General features: G+C 50.4%; 22 protein-coding genes. 17 read left to right on the top strand and 5 right to left on the bottom strand.

Annotated elements, in window-relative coordinates:
• Positions 1-83: 83 nt before the first annotated feature.
• From MRS74_RS00210 to MRS74_RS00160, 11 genes are all read left to right on the top strand, one after another.
• Positions 84-746, top strand: coding sequence for a TetR family transcriptional regulator (locus tag MRS74_RS00210; RefSeq protein ID WP_254578256.1), 663 nt, complete (start codon positions 84-86; stop codon positions 744-746).
• A 397-nt stretch (positions 747-1,143) separates the two neighbouring features.
• Positions 1,144-2,352: a tyrosine-type recombinase/integrase gene (locus MRS74_RS00205; protein ID WP_254578255.1), complete on the top strand. Its 1,209-nt coding sequence runs from the start codon at positions 1,144-1,146 to the stop codon at positions 2,350-2,352.
• Positions 2,353-2,878: 526 nt separating this feature from the next.
• Complete coding sequence (locus MRS74_RS00200) at positions 2,879-3,118, top strand: hypothetical protein (RefSeq protein ID WP_254578254.1); 240 nt, start codon at positions 2,879-2,881, stop codon at positions 3,116-3,118.
• A 48-nt stretch (positions 3,119-3,166) separates the two neighbouring features.
• The gene (locus MRS74_RS00195) at positions 3,167-3,439 is read left to right on the top strand and encodes a hypothetical protein (protein WP_254578253.1); all 273 of its coding nucleotides are present in this window, start codon (positions 3,167-3,169) and stop codon (positions 3,437-3,439) included.
• A 17-nt stretch (positions 3,440-3,456) separates the two neighbouring features.
• Positions 3,457-4,632: a tyrosine-type recombinase/integrase gene (locus MRS74_RS00190; protein ID WP_254578252.1), complete on the top strand. Its 1,176-nt coding sequence runs from the start codon at positions 3,457-3,459 to the stop codon at positions 4,630-4,632.
• Between the two features lie 399 nt (positions 4,633-5,031).
• Complete coding sequence (mads1, locus tag MRS74_RS00185; protein ID WP_193054396.1) at positions 5,032-5,214, top strand: methylation-associated defense system helix-turn-helix domain-containing protein MAD1; 183 nt, start codon at positions 5,032-5,034, stop codon at positions 5,212-5,214.
• A gap of 11 nt (positions 5,215-5,225) precedes the next feature.
• Positions 5,226-8,441, top strand: a complete 3,216-nt coding sequence (locus MRS74_RS00180; RefSeq protein WP_254578251.1) for a helicase-related protein — start codon at positions 5,226-5,228, stop codon at positions 8,439-8,441.
• 12 nt (positions 8,442-8,453) lie between these two features.
• Positions 8,454-9,236, top strand: coding sequence for a DUF4391 domain-containing protein (locus MRS74_RS00175; RefSeq protein WP_254578250.1), 783 nt, complete (start codon positions 8,454-8,456; stop codon positions 9,234-9,236).
• A 38-nt stretch (positions 9,237-9,274) separates the two neighbouring features.
• Positions 9,275-11,122, top strand: coding sequence for a site-specific DNA-methyltransferase (locus tag MRS74_RS00170; protein ID WP_254578249.1), 1,848 nt, complete (start codon positions 9,275-9,277; stop codon positions 11,120-11,122).
• Positions 11,123-11,133: 11 nt separating this feature from the next.
• Complete coding sequence (locus MRS74_RS00165) at positions 11,134-14,166, top strand: type III restriction-modification system endonuclease (RefSeq protein WP_254578248.1); 3,033 nt, start codon at positions 11,134-11,136, stop codon at positions 14,164-14,166.
• 330 nt (positions 14,167-14,496) lie between these two features.
• A complete protein-coding gene (locus MRS74_RS00160) occupies positions 14,497-15,321 on the top strand; it encodes a DNA methyltransferase (protein WP_254578247.1) in 825 nt (274 codons plus the stop codon).
• Positions 15,322-15,375: 54 nt separating this feature from the next.
• Here MRS74_RS00160 and MRS74_RS00155 read toward each other — a convergent pair whose 3' ends face one another.
• Positions 15,376-16,587: a toll/interleukin-1 receptor domain-containing protein gene (locus MRS74_RS00155; protein WP_254578246.1), complete on the bottom strand. Its 1,212-nt coding sequence runs from the start codon at positions 16,585-16,587 to the stop codon at positions 15,376-15,378.
• Between the two features lie 413 nt (positions 16,588-17,000).
• On the opposite strand from MRS74_RS00155, the gene MRS74_RS00150 reads away from it, so the two are divergent.
• Positions 17,001-17,333, top strand: a complete 333-nt coding sequence (locus MRS74_RS00150; protein ID WP_254578245.1) for an XkdD/Y8K6 family phage-associated protein — start codon at positions 17,001-17,003, stop codon at positions 17,331-17,333.
• On the top strand, positions 17,324-17,635 hold the full coding sequence (locus tag MRS74_RS00145) for a hypothetical protein (protein WP_254578244.1): 312 nt from the start codon (positions 17,324-17,326) through the stop codon (positions 17,633-17,635). Before MRS74_RS00150 ends, MRS74_RS00145 begins: the two co-directional genes overlap by 10 nt.
• A gap of 41 nt (positions 17,636-17,676) precedes the next feature.
• On the opposite strand, the gene MRS74_RS00140 is transcribed toward MRS74_RS00145, so the two are convergent.
• Positions 17,677-17,859, bottom strand: a complete 183-nt coding sequence (locus tag MRS74_RS00140; protein WP_254578243.1) for a hypothetical protein — start codon at positions 17,857-17,859, stop codon at positions 17,677-17,679.
• A gap of 837 nt (positions 17,860-18,696) precedes the next feature.
• On the opposite strand from MRS74_RS00140, the gene MRS74_RS00135 reads away from it, so the two are divergent.
• The 3 genes from MRS74_RS00135 to MRS74_RS00125 all read left to right on the top strand — a co-directional run bounded on the left by MRS74_RS00135 (position 18,697) and on the right by MRS74_RS00125 (position 20,773).
• Positions 18,697-19,605, top strand: a complete 909-nt coding sequence (locus MRS74_RS00135) for an ArdC family protein (protein WP_254578242.1) — start codon at positions 18,697-18,699, stop codon at positions 19,603-19,605.
• An 85-nt stretch (positions 19,606-19,690) separates the two neighbouring features.
• Positions 19,691-19,903 (top strand): carbon storage regulator, encoded by a 213-nt coding sequence (locus MRS74_RS00130; RefSeq protein ID WP_254578241.1) that lies wholly within the window; start codon positions 19,691-19,693, stop codon positions 19,901-19,903.
• 408 nt (positions 19,904-20,311) lie between these two features.
• Positions 20,312-20,773, top strand: a complete 462-nt coding sequence (locus MRS74_RS00125; protein WP_254578240.1) for a hypothetical protein — start codon at positions 20,312-20,314, stop codon at positions 20,771-20,773.
• An 11-nt stretch (positions 20,774-20,784) separates the two neighbouring features.
• Here the strand turns inward: MRS74_RS00125 and MRS74_RS00120 are convergent, their stop codons facing one another.
• Positions 20,785-21,201, bottom strand: a complete 417-nt coding sequence (locus MRS74_RS00120) for a hypothetical protein (protein WP_254578239.1) — start codon at positions 21,199-21,201, stop codon at positions 20,785-20,787.
• A gap of 595 nt (positions 21,202-21,796) precedes the next feature.
• Here MRS74_RS00120 and radC point away from each other — a divergent pair.
• Entirely contained in the window at positions 21,797-22,297 is a 501-nt protein-coding gene (gene radC, locus MRS74_RS00115; RefSeq protein ID WP_254578238.1) for a RadC family protein, read from the top strand.
• 73 nt (positions 22,298-22,370) lie between these two features.
• Here radC and MRS74_RS00110 read toward each other — a convergent pair whose 3' ends face one another.
• Together MRS74_RS00110 and MRS74_RS00105 are read right to left on the bottom strand one after the other, a co-directional pair.
• Entirely contained in the window at positions 22,371-23,474 is a 1,104-nt protein-coding gene (locus MRS74_RS00110) for an AAA family ATPase (protein WP_254578237.1), read from the bottom strand.
• A gap of 13 nt (positions 23,475-23,487) precedes the next feature.
• A complete protein-coding gene (locus tag MRS74_RS00105; RefSeq protein WP_254578236.1) occupies positions 23,488-24,204 on the bottom strand; it encodes a hypothetical protein in 717 nt (238 codons plus the stop codon).
• Positions 24,205-24,236 lie beyond the last annotated feature (32 nt).

Raw genomic sequence — 24,236 nt, 5'->3', positions numbered from 1 at the left:
AGCAGATTGGCAGTCAGTTAATAGAGGCGTATGATACATACAAACTTGTATGTATGTAAATAATCTGACGGCGGAAGTAGGTTATGGTGCGTCGCACAAAAGAAGAAGCGCTCGAAACCCGCAACAGCCTGATGGTGGCCGCGCTGGAACAGTTTTGCGAGAAGGGCATTGCCCGCACCACGCTGTCGGATATCGCCACGGCCGCGGGCGTGACACGGGGGGCTTTTTACTGGCACTTCAAAAACAAGGCGCAGCTGTTTGAGGCGCTCTGGGCGCAGTTGCGCAATCCGCTGGATGAGCTGGCCTATATCAGCGAAAACCCGCAGGAACCGCAGCCGCTGGAAAAACTGCGCGAACTTATCGTGCTGTTGTTACAGATGGTTGTAAGCAATCCGGTGCATCAGCATATTTTTCGGCTCATGATCAATCGCAACGACCTGGATGGTGAACTGCGCGAAATCGGTGCCCACATGCAGCTGATGCAGGGCCAGTTTCGGGCCCGAACGGAGCGTATCCTCACTAATGCTGTCAGGCGAGGGCAGTTGCCGGCGGATCTGCCGGTGGAGCTTGCGGCCTTTATGCTGCATTCCATGGTCGATGGCCTGATCGCCAACTGGTTTACCGGCGACACCCGGGTGGATATGCACGCCCAGGCGTCTGTCATCGTCGATGCGATGCTGGTAATGCTGCGCCAGGGCTTCGGCGGATCTGCCGCGCTGGTTGTTGAATCACCGATTGTTTCTTGATGCCTGATCGGGGAAAATAGACGGTTATCCCTATCCAGTGAGTCCGGCGGACGAAAGGGCGCGATCAGGCGCCGAGCGGCTGTAATTGCCGCGCCGGTTATCAGAGCGAAATATCAATCTATGTCAGCCACTGAGCTTGCCCGCGCCGTCGGGAACAGACGCACCTTTGCCATCATCTCGCACCCAGATAATTCCCTCTGAGTCACCGTAAGACAAGCTAAGTCAGAAAATCTCTCTATCCCTTGCTATACTTGATATGTAGGCTTTTTTTGGTTGTGACGAAAGTCAACCAAGGACAGGCCGAGTCTTCGAAGTTATGTACACAAGGATGTACATAAAACGGCCTTCTGAAGGCCTTTTGAAAATATGTACACAGCATCATGCGGGGGTATGCCTCATGGCACTTTCGGATAGCTGGCTGAAAGCCAATAGCGGGAAGGAAAGGCCGATACGCATGGAGAAGGCAGACCGTGACGGTCTGAGCGTCCGTGTAACGCCGAAAGGGAAGATCGTCTTCCAGATGCGTTACCGGTACAACAAGAAGCTCCAGCGCCTTGATCTGGGCTCTTACCCTCTAATGACCCTGAAGGAAGCCAGGGATGAGAACCAACGGCTCAGGAAAGAACATGAGCAGGGGCATGATCCCAGGATCATCCGCCAGCTTGAGAAGCAGTCAATTGCCGATGCGGTTTCCCTGACGGCTCTCTTCTTGCAGTGGTATGAGGCCTACTGCAAGAGAAATAAGAAGGGCCATCATGACATAAAGCGCAGCTTTGAAATTCATATACTGCCTGAGCTCGGCAAGCTGCCTGCCGACAAGATTACCCTGCACCAGTGGCTTGAGTTGCTGGAAGCTCTGGCTCAAAAACGTCCCGGTATCGCGGATCGTCTTCTCACCAACAGCAAGCAAATGCTGAAATGGGCTGTAAAACGCAAGCTGCTTTCTTCCAACGCGCTCGCTGAAATCAATGCCAAAGAAGATTTGCAGATCAAGAATGTTGCCGGAAGCCGGTCTTTGTCAGATGAAGAGATACGGTATGTCTGGCAGGCAGTCGATGAGTCCCGCATGTCGGCGAAGAACAAACTCTATGTGAAGCTGTGTCTCGTTTTCGGTTGCCGTAACGGTGAGCTACGACTTAGCGAGAAAGATCATTTTGATCTGCATACGATGGTATGGACCGTGCCGCCGGAAAATCACAAGCTAGGAAAAACGACGGGTAAGCCGCTACTGCGTCCGATCATTGAAGAGGTGAAGCCCCTCATTGAAGAGGCGATGGCTTTGAGCGGAAGAGGGAAGTATCTGTTCAACAACAGCGGTACAAATGAGCCTATGGGGCAAAGTGCGCCCTTGGCTCTACCGTACAACATCATGCAGTGGCTTCGCCGCCACAAAGACTATGAAATGAAGCATTGGTCTATCCACGACCTGAGGAAAACAGCCAGAACCAACCTGTCTTCGCTGACTGAGCCTCATATTGCCGAAATCATTTTAGGCCATCGTCTGCCTGGTACGTGGCAGGTGTATGATCACTATGATTACCTGCCGGAGCAGAAAGAGGCATATGACGCGTGGTGGAAAAGACTTTCTGAAATTTTGACAGGGTAGCGCTCACGTGGCATCCGCTGTCCGTTGTTTCTCTCTCTCTTCCCATTGCAGGATATCTTCTCTGTTCCAGAGATTGCATGCCCCTGACTGCTTGATGCATGGTTTGGGGAAGGGATTTTCGGCTCTGTTCATGCGGCGGAATATTGTCCGCGAAGAACAGCGATACCGATCACGTAAGTCGTGAGTAGATAAATAAGCACCGGTCATGGCTTGATCCTCCTTTTGCTGGTTTATGCCATGACAGAATTTTTTCATACAGGGAGTGGGCCGCTCCTCGTGCTGTCCTCGTTATGTCGTGTAGCCTATGTCCGAATGCTATGAGCTATTTTGTATCTTTATGAAATAAATCCGACTATTCGCAACTAAAACGATAAGTAAAAATCCGTGAATATTTTGGTATTTGTAATTAAAAAGCTCATAAATGGCTTGATTCTGCCGTTTTTACTTGTTTGTTAACTAAATATTAACCATTTATGTAAAACCATAGATGTATGGGCTTTTTACGGCTCATAGAAAGAAGGCTCCCATGCAAATAAAAATCCGTGGTGAAATGACAATCGCGGATGTCAGGCAGGCCCTGTTCGAGAAGCTGAATGATGTCGAAGAGGACCTTGCCATTCGCTACTCAAAGGGGGCGACCCTGTATCTGCATCCAACCAATGGCTTTGGCGATGAGGTTGTTCCTCGTAATCACTCCGGGCGGAGGGTTGATAAAGTTTTCAGTGACGGCCCTTACCGCAGCGCCGCCGATGAATTTAAATTGTAGTGTATAGATGTGGATGGTCTGGCTTTTACCTATGAATAGAGAGGGCGCATGAAAAATCCATGCTTTTTGACATTAAAACAGGCGCAGCAGGTACTGGCTGATATAGGCATTGAGCTGAATGATCGGCAGATTAAGAGGGCCGCAGACAAAGATGCTACCGGGCGGCGAAAACTTCCATTCTTTGTTGACCCTATTGATAAGAAACTACGGATCGAAAAGGGAACGATTCTGGCGATATATAACGAATGTCAGGTTGAGGCGGCGAAGAACTCACATGTTAAACCGGGGAACCTTAAGAAATTGTTTGACGATAAAAGCTGAGTGTTTTATGACGAATCATGGCTGATATAAGGAAAAGGACAGGAAAAAAGGGAATAACCTATCAGGTTAGATATCCATGCCCGTCAACAAAATCCGGCTATTCCTTCAAAACATTCAACACAATGAAGGAAGCGCGTACCTTTACCGAGAATCTTGGGAGCCTGGCCGAGAAGTCTGGCAAGGAAGATAAGGCTGTTACCGAAGCGATTGACGACTGGCTTCGGATTTGTGCTACAGAAGGCCGGGGCGGGCGAGACCCTGTAACGGCATACACATACGAGAACTACGTTTATCTCAGCAATATTATGAAGGCTTTTTCGTGGGAAGCACCTCTTGGCGATCTGAGCAGCACGGAAATCGTGGAATTCAGGTCGTGGTTGCTTAAGACCCAAAGTCGGTACCTTGCTCGTAAAACGCTATCCTGTTTTCAAGCCGTCTTGAACGAGATGTGTTTGCGCGGTTATGTCACCAGCAATGTGGCAACCGGTATTACTGTCAAAGGCTCGACACGCTATAAAAAGCCCATCGAAATTCCGACATTCGATGAGATCATGGAGCTTCTTGCCGCCGCTGACCGTCTGGCGAACAGCAAGAACAGGCAGATCGCTCGGACATGGGAACGTTATCGACCGATGGTCTATCTTGCCGTCGATTCAGGCATGAGGCCGCAGGAATATTTGGCGCTTGCGGGCGCGAACATTCTCGATAACGGCGTACAGGTGGAGCGCGCTGTCGAACGCAATGGCGTCCTCTCTGTGCCGAAGACTCCTGCATCGCGCCGTTTCATCGACATTAGCCCTGATGTACTCGACATGGTACGCCACTATAGAGACCATCACGCCGCCCCCAACAAGTATGACCTTGTGTTTCCCACTGAGTCGGGACGGTGGCAGACGGTCGATAACTGGCGGAAGCTCTGCTTCAGGTCGCTGTCGAAAGAGGCCGGATTGATGGAAACGGTAACAGAAAGTGGAAGGGAATATGAGCGTCCGAAATATAATCCCTACGCGCTACGTCATTTCTATGCGTCCATTCTGATTGAAGAGCGATGCAATCTGAAACGCATCCAGACCCTTATGGGGCATAGCAATATTTCCACTACATTTGACGTGTACGGACATCTGATTGAAAAGGTCGAGCAGGCCCAGAAAGGCTCTACCGGAATGCTCGCGCGTAACCGAAATCAGAAATGATGTGGCAAATTTGTGGCTGGCATGGTCTAAGTATCTAATTTACTTGAATAAAATACTGACTACGGATCAGGAGGTTGAGGGTTCGAATCCTTCCGGGCGCGCCATAATAAAAACAATCACTTAGATTAATAATATGACAAAAAACGGGCCTTTTTGGCTGTTTTTGCCACAAAATATGTGTCCTCGGTAACCCGCATTAATCTGCCATTGTCTGAAGTGTTCTTTTTCTGCTTGTGGCAAATTTGTGGCGAAAATTGTGGTAGGAATGAGAGGAAGGGAGCCGTTGAGGCTCGCATAGCTATACATACCTGTCTGCTAAACAAGGCGATGTACCGGCTTTCCGGTTGTCCTTTCCCTAATTTTCCCATATTCTCCCAATTGTCTAGGTTGGGGGAAGCAATGGCTGAACAAATATTGACCATCAAGGAGGTCGCTGACTTCCTCAAGTTGACGGAGAAGACAGCCTACCGGCTGGCGGCTGAGGGTAAGTTGCCTGGGTTCAAGGTAGGAGGGAGCTGGCGCTTCAAACAATCCGATATCGATGCCTGGATTGAAGAAAGTAAAGCCGGTCACAAGAAATAGGGAAGCAGACAATGTTATTGGATAACAAGAATAGCGGCTATGTGGGAACGGAGCTCAAGGCTCACGCCTATGAAGGCTCGAAACTGTCCGTGCTGTCTGCGTTATTCACGCTTTATGGCTTTTCTGTCCTCAAGAAAGAGCTTTCAAAGACATCGAATGTCCGGTTGTTGCTGACTGACTGGCCGCATTCGAACCTGCAATCCCTCATAGGCTCCGAAAAAGAATTACGGCTTACCAATAAGCTGGATCAGAAGCGCATTGCCCAGGAGTGCGCCAAATGGTTATCCGATAAGGTTGAAGTCAAAGCTTCCCATGGACTGAATCAGGGCAATCAAAACCTGTTTCATATACAGAATACCGATGAGCCGGATTTTGCGGTGCATGGTAGTGCAACGTTCAGCCCCGTTGGTTTAGGTGAAGTACAGTCCGACCGCTTTCAAATGAATACAGGTATCAGCGATCCGGAGACAAGCCAGCAGCTTCTAGGCTGGTTCAATTCGATCTGGACTGACGAGACGGCGGTAAAGGACATCAAGGCCGATTTGATCCGGCAACTGGATTTCATCGCTGCGGACCAGCCAGTAGATTTCATATATTTTCTGACGATTTACAACATCTTCAAGGATTTCCTGGAAGATATAGATGAAGAGAATATCATCAAAACCAAAACCGGCTTCAAGGACACGACTGTCTGGAACAAGCTTTACAAGTTCCAGAAAGATGGTGTGCTGGGCGCCATCGACAAGCTTGAAAAGCACAACGGCTGCATCATCGCCGATAGTGTCGGTCTTGGTAAGACGTTTGAAGCCCTGGCCGTTATCAAATACTACGAGCTCCGCAACGACCGTGTACTGGTGCTTTGTCCCAAGAAGCTGCGCGACAACTGGACAATGTACACGATCAATGACAAGCGGAACCTGCTTGCCGGTGACCGGTTCAACTACGATGTACTGAATCACACCGATCTCAGCCGCGTGAAGGGATATTCAGGGGAGATCAATCTCGAAACCCTGAACTGGAGTAACTACGACCTCATCGTCATTGATGAGTCCCACAACTTCAGGAACAACCCGAACAAGGCCGAAGGCAAAACCCGCTACGAGCGATTGCTGGATGACATCATTCGATCAGGCGTTAAAACCAAAGTCCTGATGTTGTCTGCGACGCCGGTCAACAACCGGATGAACGATCTGAAGAACCAGATCGCTTTCATCACCGAAGGCCAGGACGACGCTTTTCAGGGTGTCGGGATCAAGAACATTGAAAGCACATTGCGGCTTGCCCAGCGGCAGTTCAACTCGTGGCTCAATGAGCCTGTGGAAAACCGTACGACAGCCACCTTGCTGGACAGCATGAGCTTTGATTACTTCAAGCTGCTGGATGTCGTCACGATTGCCCGCTCGCGTAAGCACATTGAGAAATACTACGGCACATCCGACATCGGGAAATTCCCGACGCGGCTTAAGCCGGTCAATATCTATGCGGATATCGATCTGTCCAATGAGTTTCCGCCGCTCAAAGAGGTCAACAAGACGATCCGGCGGCTATCTCTGGCCGGTTACTCTCCCCTCAAGTTTGTTCGTAACGACAAGAAAGAAGAGTATGCGCGCCGTTACGATAAGGCTGTAGGCGCGGGCAAGGGCGTCTTCAAGCAAATCGACCGTGAAGAAAGCCTGATCCACTTGATGCGGGTGAACCTGTTGAAGCGCATGGAGAGCTCGATTCATTCCTTCTCCCTGACCGTTGAAAAGCTTCTTGCTCAGGTCGATGCTCTACTCGCCAAAATCGAGGGACATGAGCAAGGCGACATTGATGCCCTGAACATTGAGGAGATTCAGGACATCGAAATGGATACGCCGGAGTTCGAGCCATTCCTGATCGGTAATAAAACCAAAGTGCTGTTGCAGGACATGGACCTGATCCGTTTCAGGCAGGAGCTCGAAGCGGATCATCTATTGCTCGAAAGCATCCTTGAGGATGCCAAGCAGGTGACGGCGGATAGGGACGCGAAGTTACAACAGCTCAAGATGACCATTGCCCGGAAGGCAGAGAATCCGCTTAACCCAGGCAACAAGAAACTCATCATCTTTACTGCCTTTGCCGATACCGCACAGTACCTATACGCCAATCTTGCCGGTTGTGCGTCGAAAGAGCTTGGCATCCATAGCGCATTGATAACAGGTACAGGAACGAACAAGACAACGCTTAGCGGGCTTGGGTCGGACCTGAACAACCTTCTGACGGCCTTCTCGCCGGTATCAAAAGAGCGCGCCAAGATTGACCCTGATGCGACACAGGAAATCGACCTGTTGATCGCTACGGACTGTATCAGTGAAGGCCAGAACCTACAGGATTGCGACAGCCTCATAAACTACGACATCCACTGGAACCCCGTCCGGATTATCCAGCGTTTTGGCCGTGTTGACCGGCTGGGATCAAAGAACACCCAAATCCAGCTTATCAACTTCTGGCCGAATATGGAGTTGGACGAGTATATCAACCTGGAGGCCAGGGTCTCAGGGCGCATGGTACTGCTCGATATCTCCGCTACAGGTGAAGAAAACGTCATTGACGAAAATGCCAAGGAGATGAACGATCTGGAGTACCGCCGCAAGCAGTTGCAACAGCTCAAGGATACGGTTGTTGACTTGGAAGACATGACTGGCGGTGTCTCCATTACCGACCTGACGCTTAACGATTTCCGCATGGACTTGTCGGGCTACCTCAAGACTGAAAAGCAGAACCTTGAGAAAGCGCCCCTTGGACTGTTTGCCACGATCAAGCTTGATGACGAGCTGAAAGCGGATGGCCTTGAGCCGGGTGTCATCTTCTGCCTGAAGAACATCAGGACAGGGCGCGAAGCCGTTCAGGTGGATGATAACTATCCGCTATCACCGTATTTTCTCGTCTACGTTACCGACGATGCAGACATCCAGCTCAATTTTACCCAGAGTAAGAAGGTGCTGGATTTGATGAAGCGTCAGGCCTTTATGGCCCATGATGTTGATGATGTGGCAGCGAAAGAGCTCAACGCGGCCACGAAAAACGGGGCCGACATGGAGCATTATCAGCACTTGCTGGCCGTTGCCGTGGACAGCATTGCCGGTAAGAGCGAAGAAAAAGGCGTTCAAAGCCTGTTTGCCAAAGGCGGAACAGTGCTGACTGCCACCAGTAGTCAGGGGATAGAAGACTTTGCAGTCGTTTCCTATCTCGTACTTCTCGATTAGTTAGGGTGAGAAATGGATATTCATAACCTAGAAAGTTTTCTGGACAGTTTGCAAGTTCCGGCATCGTGCCAGCTTAACAAGCCGGTTTACAAAAAGATGTTCCTTGATATGGGAGCATTGGATGCAACCGACAAAGTCTGTCTGAAGGATGATGTAAGCAAGATTCGCTGGCTGTATACACTCAAACCCGGCACGATCAATATCCCTGTATATAAGGATTCCATCCGCGAATATGAAGAGGTGGCGATCCTTCTGGTTGAGTTGAGCAACCATACGCGGATTAAGCGTATTGCCGGTTTTATGCAGCGCTCGATTCCGTACCCTCTGGTATTAATTTTCGCCAATAACATCGAAGGTAATGATTTACTGTGTTTCAGTCTTTCTGATAAGCGGATCAATCAGGCCGATAAGGAGAAATGGGTCATCGAAGATACCGTTTTTACAGACTGGATAAGCCTTCAAGAGCAATCAAATGAAGAGTCTGATTTTCTACAAAGTCTATCTATCAACAACCTTTCCTTTAAAAATTTCTGGGAATTCTACAAATCATTTACCGAGCGTGTTATAGCCATAAACTGTGCCGTACACAGTGGATTATTCATGTTGGAAAATGCCGAAAAAGCGGAGCCGGTTGATAGACTTGTGAAGCTTAAAGAGCTGGAGCGGCTTGAGGTTAAAAAAGCGGAGCTCGCCAATAAGCTGAAGAAAGAAAAGCAGATGGGGCGTCAGATACACCTCAATACCGAGATTAAACAGATTAAAGACCAGATGTCCGCCATTAAAGGCAGTCTTTAATTTAGCCGAATTTATAAGATTTTTAAAAAGGTGGCATGATGGAACAAGTTAAGTTTGAGGATGGACAAAGTCTGGACGTGGTTTCAGAGAACATCGAAAGGCTGAAAGAGCTTTTCCCTGATGCCTTCTCTGAAGGGGGAGTGAACTTCGATACCCTGCGTCAGTTGCTTGGTGATGCTGCTGTTTTGGATGAAGGTGAAGAGAAATACGGGCTGAACTGGCATGGAAAGAAGAAGGCTAGGCAGATCGCATTGACACCCTCTACCGGGACATTGCTGCCTTGCCCGGAAGAAAGTGTAGACTGGGATACAACGCAGAATTTGTTTATCGAAGGCGACAATCTTGAGGTGCTGAAGCTCCTTCAGAAGAGCTATGCTAATAAAGTCAAGATGATCTATATCGATCCTCCCTATAACACTGGTAAAGAGTTTATTTACCCGGATCGTTTTCAAGAGAATCTAAATACCTATCTGAAATATACCGGACAGATTGACGATGAGGGGATAAAGTTCTCATCTAATACCGAAACGACTGGTAGGAAACATACCAATTGGCTAAACATGATGTATCCAAGAATTAAATTGGCGAAGTCATTATTAGCGCAAGATGGAGTTATCTTTATTTCTATTCATGATGTTGAGCAGGCTCATCTGAGAGTGATATGTGATGATATCTTCGGCGAGGATAATTTTATAGGTAATATCACATGGAAAGCTCGTGTGAAGCCTGTAAATGTTGGTGAGGCAAAATATAGGCCACAAAAAGAAATTGAATACGTCCTTGTATATCAGAAAAAAGAATTTCCTGGGGCGTTTAGCCCAATTTATACGGGCAGTGAAAGAACTTATCCGCATGAGATAAACGGCAGAAGATATCGTTTAACTACCATTCTTAAGTCAAATAGAGGAGCGAGTAAACGAACAACTATGAGTTTCTCGCTAGGCGATTACACGCCTCCAGAAGGTCAAAGATGGCAAGCTGGAGAGGACGAGATAAATCGACTTAATCGCGAAGGTTATATTGAGTTTAAGGATGGAACTCCATTTAGGAGGTATTTTGAAGATGAAGAGGGGGCTGAGCATAAACCACTCTACTGTTATATGGACTCTGAGTGGTCTTCTACTTCAGAGGCAGGAAAAACATATTTGAATGGTTTGATTGGTGATGAGCATGGTTTTGATACAGTAAAGCCTGTTCGTTTAATTAGAACTCTTATACAGGCAGCTACAAGGCCTAATGAGAACGATATTGTCTTAGATTTTTTTGCGGGCTCATGCTCATCATCTGATGCTGTTATGCAACAAAATATCGAGGATGCTGGTAATAGAAGATATATTGCAGTTCAACTACCCGAGCCTGCCGGAGAGAAATCAAGCTTTGATTCGATTACTGAGTTAGGTTTAACGCGTATTAGAAAATGTATAGATTCGCTACCTGATAGCGCAGGTATTGATAAAGGCTTTAAGATTTTTAAACTTTCAAATTCAAACATCCGCGTTTGGAATCCGGATCATTCTGATCTAGAGGAAAGTCTTCTTTCTCATGAAGAACACTTAATTGAAGGTCGCACGGAGCAAGACGTCCTATATGAGCTGCTCCTGAAGCGTGGTGTGGACCTTGCTGTTCCGATTGAGAGCCGCGAAGTTAGTGGAAAAAGTATCTATTCCATCGGCTACGGTGTCCTCTTTGCTTGCCTGGATGAATCTATAAGCCGTGAGCAAGTGGAAGGCATAGCGCAAGGGATTTTGGATTGGAAGGCGGAGTTGTCCCCAAGCTCCGATACTCACGTCTTTTTCCGTGACAGTGCGTTCCGTGATGACGTTTCAAAAACCAACATGGCCGCCATTCTTGAGCAGAACGGCATCAGCCATGTTCGCAGCTTGTAAGGAGAGCTTTCATGAAGCTGCATTTTGAAGATGATCTGGATTACCAGCAATCCGCTGTTGAGTCGGTGGTGGGCTTGTTCAAGGGGCAGGAGATATCCCGGTCTGAGTTTACGGTGACGTATCGAACCGAAGCCAGTCCGCAGGCCTCACTGGGATTTGACGAAAATTCTCTGGGCATCGGCAACCGCCTAAAGCTCGTTGATGAGGAGATTCTGGAGAACCTGAAGGCCATCCAGCTCGCTAACGGCCTTCGTCCGTCGGAGAGCCTGGCGAGTGGCGATTTTACCGTCGAGATGGAGACGGGGACCGGTAAGACCTACGTCTATCTTCGTACAATCTTCGAACTCAATAAGAACTATGGCTTTTCCAAGTTCGTCATTGTTGTGCCGTCGGTGGCGATCAAGGAAGGTGTGTATAAAACACTCCAGATCACGCAGGACCACTTTGAAGGGCTTTACCCGAAAGCAAAGGGGTATGAATACTTCCAGTACGACTCCTCTAAGCTAGGGCAGGTACGCAATTTTGCCACCAGTTCTAACATCCAGATTATGGTTACAACCGTTGGGGCCATTAACAAGAAAGAGGTAAATAACCTCTATAAGGAAAACGAAAATACTGGTGGTGAGAAGCCGATTGATTTGGTACGAGCAACTAACCCTATCATCATCGTCGATGAGCCGCAGAGCGTTGACGGGGGGCTGACCGGTAAAGGCAAAGAGGCCCTTAGTTTAATGAAGCCGCTTTGCACGTTGCGCTATTCCGCGACCCATCTTGATAAGCACCACATGACGTATCGCCTTGATGCGGTGGATGCCTATGAGCGTGGACTTGTGAAGCAGATTGAAGTTGCCTCTCTTGAGATCGACGGAGGGCATAACAAGCCCTATGTCCGCCTGATATCTACACATAACCAGAAGGGATCAATCACGGCCAAGATCGAGATCGATGTCCAGCGCGGCAAGAACATCCGGCCTGAAATCCTGACGGTCGAAGACGGTGACGACCTGGAGCAGATCGCTAATCGTGTCATCTACGAAGATATACAGATCGGAACGATTACATGCGGCAAAGACAATGAGTCCATTGAGGTCAAGGGCCGTGGATTTGATGAAGTGCTAAGACCTGGAGATGCTGTTGGTGGTGTTGATCCGGATGCGGTTAAGCGCATGATGATCCGCCGTACGCTAAAGGAACATTTGGACAAGGAATTGACTTTTGCGGCCAATAAACAGCCGATCAAGGTCCTGAGCCTCTTTTTCATTGATAGTGTGCAGCATTACCGGCAGTACGATGAAGATGGAAACCCCGTTAAGGGTAAATACGCCCTAATGTTCGAGGAAGAGTACCGGCAGCTTGCCAAGTCAGCCGACTATCAAAGCCTCTTTGGTGAAATCGACCTTAATACGGACGTAGGGGAAATTCACGACGGCTACTTTTCTATCGATAAAAAAGGTAAGTCTGTTGATACTGCCGAAAATAATCAGCTGAATAAGGACAATGCCGAGCGTGCCTATAACCTGATTATGAAGGACAAGGAAAAGCTACTGTCTTTTGATACAAAACTGAAGTTCATCTTCTCCCATTCGGCGCTGAAGGAAGGCTGGGATAATCCCAACGTCTTCCAGATATGCACCCTCCGGGATATGGGCAGCGAACGGGAAAGACGGCAAACGCTCGGGCGAGGTTTGCGCCTGTGCGTTAACCAGGATGGTATACGTTTACGCGGTAACGACATCAATACATTGACTGTCATTGCCACTGAAAACTACGAACAGTTCGCGGAAAACCTCCAGAAAGAGATCGAGGAGGACACTGGCATCCGCTTCGGTATTGTCGAGCAGCACCAGTTCGCCACGATCAAGACCGTGGATGACAAAGGCCAGGTATCCAACCTTGGTGTCGAGCAATCCGAGAAGATATGGAAGTTCCTGAAAGAGGAGGGCTTCGTTGATGCCAAGGGTAAGGTCCAGGACACCTTGAGAGCCGCTATCAAAGACGGCTCGTTTGCTCTGCCTGACGAGATCAAGCAGGAGCTTGCCGATCAGCATGGCCATGAGCAGGCCGAGGCCATTGCCGTTGATGTGCAGGCCGTGCTTCGTAAGCTTGCCGGTAAGCTGGACATCAAGAATGCCGATGACCGCCGCGTTATCCGGACCCGCGAGGCGGTCCTTCAGAGTGAAGAGTTCAAGGCGCTCTGGGAACGCATCAAGTATAAGACCACCTATCGCGTCGAGTTTGATAACGACAAGCTGATAGCCGATTGTGCCGAGGCCATTCGTGACTGCCCGCCGATCACAAAGACGCGGGCGCAGTTCCGGAAAGCCGATATAGCCATAGGGAAGGGCGGTGTGACAGCCGACGAGACTTCAGCGTCCGGTTACACCACGCTCCATGAGGACGATATCGAGCTTCCGGACATCATTACCGATTTGCAGGACAAGACCCAGCTCACACGAAAGAGCATCGTCCAAATCCTTCGTGACAGCATGCGGCTGGAAGACTTCAAGCGGAATCCGCAGCAATTTATCGATTACTGTTCGGAGTCCATCAACCGGACCAAGCGTTTGGCTCTGGTGGACGGGATCAAGTACCGGAAGATCGGGGAAGAACACTTCTACGCCCAGGAGCTTTTTCAGCAAGAGGAGCTGAAAGGATACCTGAAGAACACGCTGGAGACACAGAAGTCTGTCTACACCCATGTTGTCTATGACTCTGCCGGTGTCGAGAAGACCTTCGCGGAGGACCTGGAGAAGAACGAGAAGGTCAAGGTTTACGCCAAGCTGCCGTCGTGGTTCAAGGTGCCGACACCGCTCGGAACCTACAATCCGGACTGGGCCGTTGTTCTAGATGATGAGGGCCAAGAAAAACTATACTTCGTTGTCGAGACCAAGGGCAGTACATGGTGGGGTGACTTGCGCCACGCCGAAGGTGCGAAGATCAAATGCGGTGAGAAGCATTTCGAAGAGATAGCTTCCGGCATCGAAGCTCCGGCCAAGTACATCAAGGCCACTGATGTCGATGGAATGATGGGGTATACCTCCTGAGGCTACCATTGGTAGCTTTGGTGTACCCACTGGCCGACCTCGAAATCTGACCTGATTTCGTATGTAAGAAGGCCGGACATCTGATCCGGCCTTACTTAAATATTCCCTGCTAACCGGAATTGCCGCTGTTCCCGTCCGGCGTTCCAGTGCCTCTCCTTTTCCGGTGTCCTTTAATCATCCGCTTCGTATCAGGCCGGTTTCCGTCCGCGTACAGGGGCCGTGTCCTCGCCGTTATACGGCTGCGGGCCGCACCGCCCCCCTGGACACGGGCTCCCGGCCTGATCGTCTCCTTCGCGGTTAAAGGACATCCAGGAAAAAGGAGATAGAAACATGGACGTGAACACTAACATCAACCCGGAATTCGGCAGTATCGATATCAGCTTCGCTGCAAGGCCTGCCGATCACATTCTGTACAGGCTAAAATCCAACGGCTTTCGCTGGTCCGCCCAGAAGAGGCACTGGTATGCGCCAAAAAACGAGGAGCGTGAGGCCTTGGCCCGTTCGCTCTCCAGCCCGTCATCGCCAACGTCGCCATGCAATCAAATCATTGAGGGCGCTTGTGCTGATGTCTTGCGCGGTATCCCGGAAGGTTACGCCGATCTTGTAGTGACCGATCCGCCTTATCTGGTCGGATACAAGGATCGTCAAGGCCGTTCCATTAAGAACGATGTGGACAGCGCGTGGGTCGAGCCTTCGTTCACGGAAATCTATCGTGTGCTCAAAGATGACAGCCTCTGTGTATCCTTCTACGGTTGGAACCACGTCGAGACCTTCATGTCAGCCTGGAAGAAGGCCGGGTTCCGGCCCGTGGGCCATATCGTCTGGCAGAAGAACTACGCATCTGCAAAAGGTTTTCTGGGATACCGGCATGAACAGGCATATCTGCTGGCTAAGGGCTATCCCGAACGACCGGCCCACCCGCTGCAAGATGTGCAGCCCTGGGATTACACCGGCAACCGGCTTCACCCGACAGAGAAGTCCGTCAAGGTGATAGCGCCATTGATCGAGAGCTTTTCCCGGCCCGGTGATCTGGTGATCGATCCGTTTTGCGGTTCCGGAACGACGGCGCTGGCTGCCAAGCAGCTTGGCCGTCGCTATATCGGCATCGATATGGAGCCGGAGTACGTCGAAGTCGCGAGAAGTAGACTGATGTGACCGTCCAGCTAACGCCGGATCGTGGATCGGTCCGGCGCGTTGACATCTAACCGTTCAACGCCTGCTCTTCACGAAGCGGCGTATGGGGTCTTCCTTTCCGACGACCTTGGCTGTCACGAAAGGCTTAGAGTTCAGCACCTTATAATCGGCCAACATGCCCCGGTCTAAGAGATACGTGATGGCCGGATTGAGCCTGCGGGGTTCCCAGCCGTATCTATCGGCAATCTCATTACAGGCTGACGGGAAGGCCGGATCGTTGGCAATATCTGCTGCCAGCCGTAGCGCATCGTCTGCTGCGTCCCACTCTTTCCAATACCGGTCGAATTCGGTGAACAGCGAGGGTTGGACCAATACCGTGCCGTGCGACTCCTTCAGGAAATCAGACAGCTCAAACAGCGCGTCCTTTAGATCGGGAAAGGTAAGTCCTGTTGCCTGTACCAGTGCTTCAAGCCGGTACTGTGGGTCAGCAAACATACCGTTTTCTGTCTTCTCAACGAATAGCCCCGCAACTGTTGTGGCTGCCGGAGAGTATTTCGTCTTAGCTTCGGCAGCGTTTGCAACATGCTTCGGCTTCGGGCCGAGCGGCGGTTTCAGGCTTACGCCATGAATGTCGTTGACGAGCTGCTGGATATACTCTTCATCCACCACCTCGGGCGAATGTAACCCGGCAAGCAGGGGAGGGAGTTCCGAGGCAGGAAGTCCGTGCCGTACCGGCAGAAACTGACATTCGTCGTTGAGCTTCCGGACCAGCCCTGCGTCCATTTCCTGATTGACCCAGGGCTTGCGGATCGACTGCGGTGTCAGCAGAACGAGGAAGTGTGTACATTCGGCCAGACCTTGATCGATCTTCTGCCGGAGGCTGTCGCCCGCGCCGATACACCACTTGTCCCACCAGGTGTCGATGCCATTGGCCATCAACGCTTCCGCAATCTTTCCGGCCTGCTCGGCATCATCCGAGGTGTAGGACAAAAATACTTTCGGTTCCTTAGCCATGTCGTGCTCCTGCTCTTCTTCGTCGCTGCCCGTGAGCCCCAGACGTTCACTGACGAGCGCGATCATTTCCTGTGAGCCTTCGACATGCATTTTCAGATCGTCCAGGCTGTTCCCTCTGACCACGATAGTGGGGAACTCGCCGGTATCTGGATCACGTATCGACCCCACTGCTGTCTGAATATGTTCCCTGATCTGTTCGAGCGCGAACTGCATAACCGCATCGCCGAAATTTCCCGGCGTGACCTGTCGGCCTCCAATGATGAATTTGATCATGGCGTTCCATACCTCCGGTACGTGCGCTGTTCAGAAAGTAACCTAACATGATTGTCCTGTAACGCAATCAAACTCTTCGGCGTCATGCTGGGTCGATAGCCCGGTCTGTCTTCCGGTCATCTCTTCTGCCCCGCACTCCTTTTTCGGTCTTTCTCAAGTTTGACGCATCACGAGACGGGCGCGCCGTAGGATCAACGGCCTGCCCGCACCGCTCGCCGCGCCTTGCGGTCTGCGGCGACCGTGTTGGCCGTTCCCCCTGACGGGTGATCCTACGGCTTATACGCCCGTCTTTCCGTTTCCAGCGTCTTGAGAAACCGAATGAAAGGAGACGGAACAATGACATTACTAACCAACGACATAAGAGAGCGGCTAAACGCATTGGCCACAGAGACCGTAAGAAAGGCAGGTGCGTAATGAGAAAGCATACACCTGGTCCCTGGCGGTTTATTCCCGACCATTGCATCGTCACAGCCCTTGATGAAAAAGGCCGAGAAGAGCTGGTCTTCGACCTGAAAGGCTCTTGTGGGGCCGTCGGCCATCGGAACCTGTCCGAACAGGTTGATGCGAACATCCGCCTGATAACAATGGCTCCGGAATTACTGGATGCACTGGAGGATTTAGCCGAGCTTGTGGAAACCAACCTCGTTACGCATGAGGTGAGTGATGCTGCCTGGGAGGCTGAATTCCAAAAGTCCCTGTCCGTCATCAACAAAGCTATAGGGAAAGGACAGGAGCAATGCCAGTAACGGAATGCGATACGTGCGGTGGCCGGTACGAGTGGCTCTGGGAAGAGGCGTTCGACAAGTTCGGCTTCAATGACGGCGACGGCCAGATCGAGACATGGCAGGTCGAAGCCGTTCTGACCGAGGCCGGATATAAAATCGAAGTCCATAGCTGGGGGATGCACAACACCGTCATAGCTTCGATCAGGAAGGACGGTACAGAGCTGATCCCGGACGAGGACTCCGGCGTGAGGTTCGGATATGACTGTCCCAGAACATATTTGCCGGAAGATGTCGTGGCATTGCTAGACCGGGAGTTACCGTAACTCCTTCCTCTGTACCGCAAGTACAAGATGCCAGGGCCTGCCTAAGGCCTTGGCATTCTTGAACGCATCACGCGGCGCACGTTTTCCAGTGTGGCCAGGGCATTGTGCCGGTCGGCAGAGTGCTCTTCACTGCGGGCCAGTTCGTTAAAAGCGTCTTTCGCAATCGCTTGCAGCTCGGTATCACTGCGGACTGCCAGTTCGAAGACGGTCATAAGCTTCATCATTTTTACCTCCATTGCGGTAGAGGCCGCGCCGGTCGCGACCTTTCATGGAGGCGGTGTCAGATGTATGGGATGGCGTTTTTGGCACCTTTTCGGCTCAAAAGGCCGTAACGATAGAGGAGGAGGGGCTTGCCCCTTGCGAAAACCCGGATGTCATGCAGCAAACATCCCCGATTGAAAGGACGTGAGGCCGTCGCTATGTCTCGAATGGCATGGAGGTCCTGATGACGCTCTTAAAACCGCTCGCCTGAACGGCAGGCTCCGTCTTGTGTATTCGCAGGCTGGATGCTCTGATCGACTACAAAGCCGGTGTAATGATCGGGGCTAATGAAGATGCTCTCCCGCGCCGTCTGTCCCGGTGCGCCTGTCTGTCTGCAAACGAAAACTCTCCCGCGTGATCTTCTATGAAGGCATGGCCGCTCATGGCTTTGCTTACGGTCGGTGGCTGGATTGAGGCCTGATCTGTCTGGCAAGGAAAGGACACTACCTGTCTTCCGGCCTCTTATGACTGGAAGTTCGGAGGGATGGCCTTCCATCCTGCTCTCCAATTCAGGGCCTGGTCTTTTCCCTTCTCTGATTGTCGATGCTCCGGTATGGCGGGTATAGAAATCCCCTCATTTTGATCTTCCGGCTGTGGTTCTTCGCGTTTTGCCCGCGTCTTTCCTTTTTGGATAGCAGTGCGAGAGTTCGGGGCACTTTGGCCGGTGGCGAGGACCGGTCAAGGGTCCGTGTGCTCGGTTTCACCTGCGCGCCGCGCCAACTCCCGTGACCGGTCCTCTCGGTTCCCCCGGCAAGTCTTCCCCGTTTTGCACTCTCGCAAAACCAAAAAGGAGACTTGTCATGAAACGCACCACATCCCATCAAAACGATGTCTATACCCGTATCACAGACCGGATCATTGCCGACCTCGAAAAGGGCGTGAAAAGCTGGACCAAACCCTGGAGCGCCGGAAACATAGAAGGCCGTATCGCTCTCCCCAAGCGTCATAACGGAGAGGCCTATCAGGGCATCAACATTCTCTCCCTCTGGGCCAGCAGCATGGATCAGGGCTTTACCTCATCCATCTGGATGACCTTCCGGCAGGCCAAGGAGCTCGGCGGCCATGTCATCAAAGGCGAAAAAGGCTCACTCGTCGTTTACGCGAACACCTTGCAGCGCACCGAGGAGAACGAGAACGGCGAGGAGGTCGAGCTGCAAATCCCCTATATGAAAGGCTACACCGTCTTCAATGTCGAACAGATCGAAGGGCTTGCCGATGAATACTACGACAAGCCGGAACCGGCAGGCGAGGCGGTAGAGCGTATCGACCATGCCGATCAATTCTTTGCCGCGACCGGCGCATCTATCCACAACGGCGGGGATCGGGCCTATTACGCCATCGGGCAGGACCATATCAAGCTCCCGCATATCGAGGCCTTCCGAGACGCCGAAAGCTACTACGCCACGCTGGCCCATGAGATGACCCACTGGACCCGCCATGAAAGCAGGCTGGACCGCGACTTCGGACGCAAGAAATGGGGCGATGAAGGCTATGCCCAGGAAGAGCTGGTCGCAGAACTCGGTGCAGCGTTCCTTTGCGCCGATCTGGGATTGGCCCTCGAAGATCGTGAAGACCACGCCGCCTATATCGGCTCCTGGCTCAAAGTCCTGAAAGACGACAAACGCGCTATCTTCCACGCCGCCGCCCACGCTCAGCGGGCCGTGAATTACCTTTACAGATTGCAGGAGGGCAAAGACAAAGCCGCGTAATGCGGCTTTTCACCGTCATTCCCTGTTCGGCATGGCGGTGTATACTGATCCGGATCATTCCCATATCACTGCAAGGAGGCAGGCTATGGCCCTTACCGTTACCCGCCGTGCGAATGAAGCCCTGTTGATCGGGGATAACATCACCGTCACTGTCTCTCAGGTATCCGGCGGCAAGGTCAGGCTGACCGTCGATGCTCCGAAGGATGTCAAAATTCACCGGGACGAACTGAGGCTGCCGTTCTACCGGCGCAAAGCTTTCCTGCGGCGTATCGTCCGGAGCCTGAAGAGGCGGCTCTAATCCATCGGCATTTCCGGTCTCTACCGGAATTCCTTATTCTGATCTATCGCTGCAAACTGGCGCTCTCGTGGGTTTTTGCTATACCTGATCTTAACCATGAACGGTAACTCTGCATTATTCGTTCTCTTGCGGGACAGGGATTGATGGCGTTGCCATCCCTGCTTACCGCTGTTGCCGCACCGAACTGGCACGGGCGGCTGCTATCGGCTTAAGCTGTCAGACACAGTAAAAAAGGATTTTGCTATGCCTTTGTACAAATACGGTGTTTCGATAGGCGGTATTCTTACCGCTAAATCGGCATGTGCGCCCACAGCAATAATTTCTCGTACTGGAACCGGTGGAAGTGCCGAGGTGACTGAAAGCTCTATGCTATCCACAAGGACCCACTAAATAAAAAAGGAAATCACTATGCCTGTATTAGATCCAGCCACCATGGGAAGCACGTTAACTATTATGTCATCCATACTTTCCATTGCTGCATCCGTAAAACAGTTGATGGAGAGAGAAAGGGTAAGTGCAAATGATGCTGTAGATAAGTATAAGGCCAGAGCCAGTGCAGATGAAATTTTATTGCTTGATGAAGCTAAAAACGCAGAACATGTGAAAGCGCTCTGTTCTACTACGATGACTGCGGCCTTATTAAGCCAATTACATAGAGAAGCACAGGCTTGTGAAGATCGATATATTGCCAACAGGCAGAAAGCTTTTGATAGTGAAAGAGACGCCGATTTGATTTCAGCAAAGAATCAAGGGGAACGCTGCATGTGTAATACATTAAAATTTATGATGGATCATAATCAAGGTAGACTTCCTGATTACGACGAATACCAAAACTGGTTTGACACGTACAACTGTATAAAACACATATAGTACTTGATGTTTTACCCTAGAGGTCGTTCCCCTGGCATTGGAGGACGGATATTTTTTAGGTTCTCGATCATTTGAGGAATATTCATATTTTTTAGTTCATCCATTGACGATACAGTTTTTGATGAACGTGTTCGATCCGGATTACTCCAGCGGACAACGAAGTTTTCGTTTCCCTTGAAGAGTATGTTTACTCCAAACATTCCCGCTGAAAAATCACTCCATCCCACACTAACTATTCTTGTAGGGTCATTTGTGCTCCCTGCATATATATCTGGCTCTTGATATTTTTCAGGAAGAGACTCTATAAATGCTATGGCGTCGTCTATTGCGCTTTGTGCAGTAGGATCATTTTCAGGCCTGAAATACCCGTCTGATCCACCTACGAAGTGAGCTTTTAAGTTTATATTATACTTGGTTTTTTCTTTCATCTATTCCTCCCTTACAAATATGATATCCCAGGTCCATGTGAAACGACGTCGTAGAGATATAACTTTTAGTTATATTTAGCAACGAGTCAAGGCTCGATCAAGAAATGCGATCACATATTAAACTTTAGCTCATGTTAAAGATCATATGCATGTGATTGAAATCAAACGAGTATCAACGCCGCTGCATCCTACTCTATTAATCGTATCCTATCTTAGTCAGTCTTTAGGATCGTTTCTAAGCCAAGACGCTTATCTTGATGAGCGGATACCGAGCCCTTCACTGACATAAAGGCGTCAAGGCATCGTCTATGACACCAGCGCCTACTGCACATGGGCTTTCTCCGGTGGCCTGATCGTATGACAGTCAGTATAGACGGGTGGTGGTCCGGACCTTGTTTGCGGTGCTCCTGACCGGCTTCTGGTTGATTTCAGGTGCGATCGTGACCGTGCGCCGTCCCGGCATCCAGCCCGAGCCTGACGGTGTGGCCTGTCGCCCGTGTTACCCGCGCCAGCTCCGGCCTCAGGCTGGATTCCGTTACTTATCCGCCCGGCTTTTCCGGTCGCACATCAACCAGGTGCGATCAGGAGAGCTACCATGTCTATCGAAACCACCACCCGTACAACCTTTATCATTCACGATCTGGACGGCCACGCTCACTATGTGCAGCAAGACGAGCTTATGTCAGTCGCCTGTGACTGCATCCGGGAGCACTTTGCCAAAGGCAGCACTGTCACCAATCCGGCTACGGCAAGCCTGCAACTGCAACTGCTTCTCGGAGCCTACGAGCATGAAGTCTTTTCCGCGCTCTGGCTCGATAACCGGCACCGGATCATCCGTCACAGCGAGCTGTTCCGGGGTACTATCGACGCCGCCAGTGTCTATCCCCGCGAAGTCGTTAAGGATGCGCTCTCCTGTAACGCCGCCGCTGTCATCTTCGCTCACAACCACCCAAGCGGCATTGCCGAGCCCTCACAGGCCGATGTGAAGATCACCGAACGGCTGGTGAAGGCGCTGGAGCTCATCGACGTCCGGGTTCTCGATCACTTCGTAATCGGCGAGACCGTCGTCTCGATGGCGGAGCGCGGGCTGCTTTAAGCAGCCCTTTACGCCAAAGAGTTTGCCATGCCGCCTATATCGGCTCCGGGCTTCGCGTCCTGAAAAGTGATAATTACCAGTCAAACTCCTCAGGAGCTGGTATGTCTGCGGCACTAAAGGTCTGAAGCTTCTGTTTATCTGGCCGCTTTCCTGCTGCTACCAGTCGCCTTGCCTGGTTCATGAGCGCTGCTTCAAAGACATTTCGGATTGTCCGGCCATTTCCGAATTGTTCATTTTTATTGGCATCAATGTGCTGGCAAAGCTGCCTAAGTTGCTTATCCGTTTCGGGTTCGAGAAGATAGGCTTCTTTTTCACAAAAGAACCTGAACATCGCGCAGAGCTCTTCGCTGTTATAGTCCTGAAACTCAATTTTGTTTTTAAACCGGGATTTTAAACCGGGATTTGAGTTCAGGAGAGCTTCCATTTCTTTGTCGTAACCAGCAACGATGACAACGAGGCGGTCACGATAGTCTTCCATATATTTTATTAGGGCAGCAATGGCTTCCGCGCCGTAGTCCTTATACGAGTTACTGTCACAGAGGGAATAGGCTTCGTCGATAAAGAGAACACCATCAATAGCGCTTTCGATAATTTTCTTGGCTTTTACATTGGTCTCGCCAAGATATTGCCCCGTCAGATCACGTCCGCCGATTTCTACAAAATGGCCTTTTTCTAGCAAGCCAAGCTCCCGGTATATGTCTCCCACAATACGGGCGACAGTTGTTTTTCCAGTGCCTGGATTACCTGTAAATACCAGGTGCTGACCCATCGTTATAACAGGAAGTCCTGCCTTCTTACGGGCTTTCTGGACTTTCTGGAAGTCTGTAATGTCGTTTATCTGTTTCTTTACTTTCTTCAATCCTATAAGGCTATTGAGCTCACGTATGGAAGGAAATCTGATGAGCTTTGTATCCGCTGTTTGCATCATCTTATGGCTCTTAAATTCATTCCAGTCCTGGAACTTCAATTTCTTGATGTCGTCCGTAATCTCAATGTTCTGACCATTTAATTTAACGGTAGTAATCGTAAGATTGAATGATGTTGCCGCGTGATAGAGCAGGGACATGTCTTCCAGCGATGTTCCGTAAGCCATTACACCGTCTTTTTTATGCTCCGGATTTTCTGAGGATTTTTTTGCCATTTCCCAGGCCTCTTTTGGAGTTATGTTTTTACTCATTTTCCTATTCCCCCTAGTCATTCCAGTCGTCCCAGTCATCGAGGTCTCCCGGTCCTGTTTCCCACTGGTCTTCCGGTTCAAGCGTTGTGCCTTGACCACCTTGTGTAATTCCGCCGAGAACGTCATCAATGGCTTTCAGACGCGTTACTACGGCAAGAGCTTCTTTGTGACCGTAAATGTCGAGGACGTCGTTCCTCTGTCCCATATATTCGAAGATGAGATGGAAGGATTCGGCATAGTAGGGCTTCTTCATGATCACCTTGCCCTGTGCACTAGCCTTACGGACTTCATACTCATGCTGCATTTGTTCGACTTTTGTTTTATCGTGTCTGATGAGTGCAAAGCTGTGGGCCAGCTTCCTGTTGTATCCAGCGCCGGAAAAAATACCTCCAACCCTGAATTCGTCCGCATCGAGCACTAAGGTCTTTTCTGTCTTCAACATTGATTGCCATAACCAGCGGAATACTGGATAAAGCGCGAAGAGAGAGCCCCAATAAAGAAGCCATCCCCACAGATTGTTAATTGCTTGATCTTCAGCCGAGATAAAGAGACCAAATCCCCAGAAACAAAGACTGGCTGCTGTCAGTAAATCTGCTGTTTTGGCTGCCAGAGGCGTCAGGATGCGAGGCTTAACGGTAAATGTAAGCTTGCCATCTTTTTCGTACTGATGTGTTTCCGGGAAACCGTCAAAAGGGGACCGGACTTGCATTATCCTAACCTCGTTCTTCAAATAGAGCAGTCCGGCCCGGAAGCCGGACAAAA

It is taken from the genome of Marinobacterium sedimentorum (genome assembly GCF_024267675.1).
Lineage (GTDB): Bacteria > Pseudomonadota > Gammaproteobacteria > Pseudomonadales > Balneatricaceae > Marinobacterium_A > Marinobacterium_A sedimentorum.
The sequence above is the reverse complement of the archived record's forward strand: the minus strand, read 5'-3'. Positions and strand labels throughout refer to the sequence as shown.

Coding starts and splice junctions, on each gene's coding strand:
- MRS74_RS00210 (WP_254578256.1), top strand. CDS start 84: ATGGTGCGTCGCACAAAAGAAGAAGCGCTCGAAACCCGCAACAGCCTG.
- MRS74_RS00205 (WP_254578255.1), top strand. CDS start 1,144: ATGGCACTTTCGGATAGCTGGCTGAAAGCCAATAGCGGGAAGGAAAGG.
- MRS74_RS00200 (WP_254578254.1), top strand. CDS start 2,879: ATGCAAATAAAAATCCGTGGTGAAATGACAATCGCGGATGTCAGGCAG.
- MRS74_RS00195 (WP_254578253.1), top strand. CDS start 3,167: ATGAAAAATCCATGCTTTTTGACATTAAAACAGGCGCAGCAGGTACTG.
- MRS74_RS00190 (WP_254578252.1), top strand. CDS start 3,457: ATGGCTGATATAAGGAAAAGGACAGGAAAAAAGGGAATAACCTATCAG.
- mads1 (WP_193054396.1), top strand. CDS start 5,032: ATGGCTGAACAAATATTGACCATCAAGGAGGTCGCTGACTTCCTCAAG.
- MRS74_RS00180 (WP_254578251.1), top strand. CDS start 5,226: ATGTTATTGGATAACAAGAATAGCGGCTATGTGGGAACGGAGCTCAAG.
- MRS74_RS00175 (WP_254578250.1), top strand. CDS start 8,454: ATGGATATTCATAACCTAGAAAGTTTTCTGGACAGTTTGCAAGTTCCG.
- MRS74_RS00170 (WP_254578249.1), top strand. CDS start 9,275: ATGGAACAAGTTAAGTTTGAGGATGGACAAAGTCTGGACGTGGTTTCA.
- MRS74_RS00165 (WP_254578248.1), top strand. CDS start 11,134: ATGAAGCTGCATTTTGAAGATGATCTGGATTACCAGCAATCCGCTGTT.
- MRS74_RS00160 (WP_254578247.1), top strand. CDS start 14,497: ATGGACGTGAACACTAACATCAACCCGGAATTCGGCAGTATCGATATC.
- MRS74_RS00155 (WP_254578246.1), bottom strand. CDS start 16,587: ATGATCAAATTCATCATTGGAGGCCGACAGGTCACGCCGGGAAATTTC.
- MRS74_RS00150 (WP_254578245.1), top strand. CDS start 17,001: ATGAGAAAGCATACACCTGGTCCCTGGCGGTTTATTCCCGACCATTGC.
- MRS74_RS00145 (WP_254578244.1), top strand. CDS start 17,324: ATGCCAGTAACGGAATGCGATACGTGCGGTGGCCGGTACGAGTGGCTC.
- MRS74_RS00140 (WP_254578243.1), bottom strand. CDS start 17,859: ATGATGAAGCTTATGACCGTCTTCGAACTGGCAGTCCGCAGTGATACC.
- MRS74_RS00135 (WP_254578242.1), top strand. CDS start 18,697: ATGAAACGCACCACATCCCATCAAAACGATGTCTATACCCGTATCACA.
- MRS74_RS00130 (WP_254578241.1), top strand. CDS start 19,691: ATGGCCCTTACCGTTACCCGCCGTGCGAATGAAGCCCTGTTGATCGGG.
- MRS74_RS00125 (WP_254578240.1), top strand. CDS start 20,312: ATGCCTGTATTAGATCCAGCCACCATGGGAAGCACGTTAACTATTATG.
- MRS74_RS00120 (WP_254578239.1), bottom strand. CDS start 21,201: ATGAAAGAAAAAACCAAGTATAATATAAACTTAAAAGCTCACTTCGTA.
- radC (WP_254578238.1), top strand. CDS start 21,797: ATGTCTATCGAAACCACCACCCGTACAACCTTTATCATTCACGATCTG.
- MRS74_RS00110 (WP_254578237.1), bottom strand. CDS start 23,474: ATGAGTAAAAACATAACTCCAAAAGAGGCCTGGGAAATGGCAAAAAAA.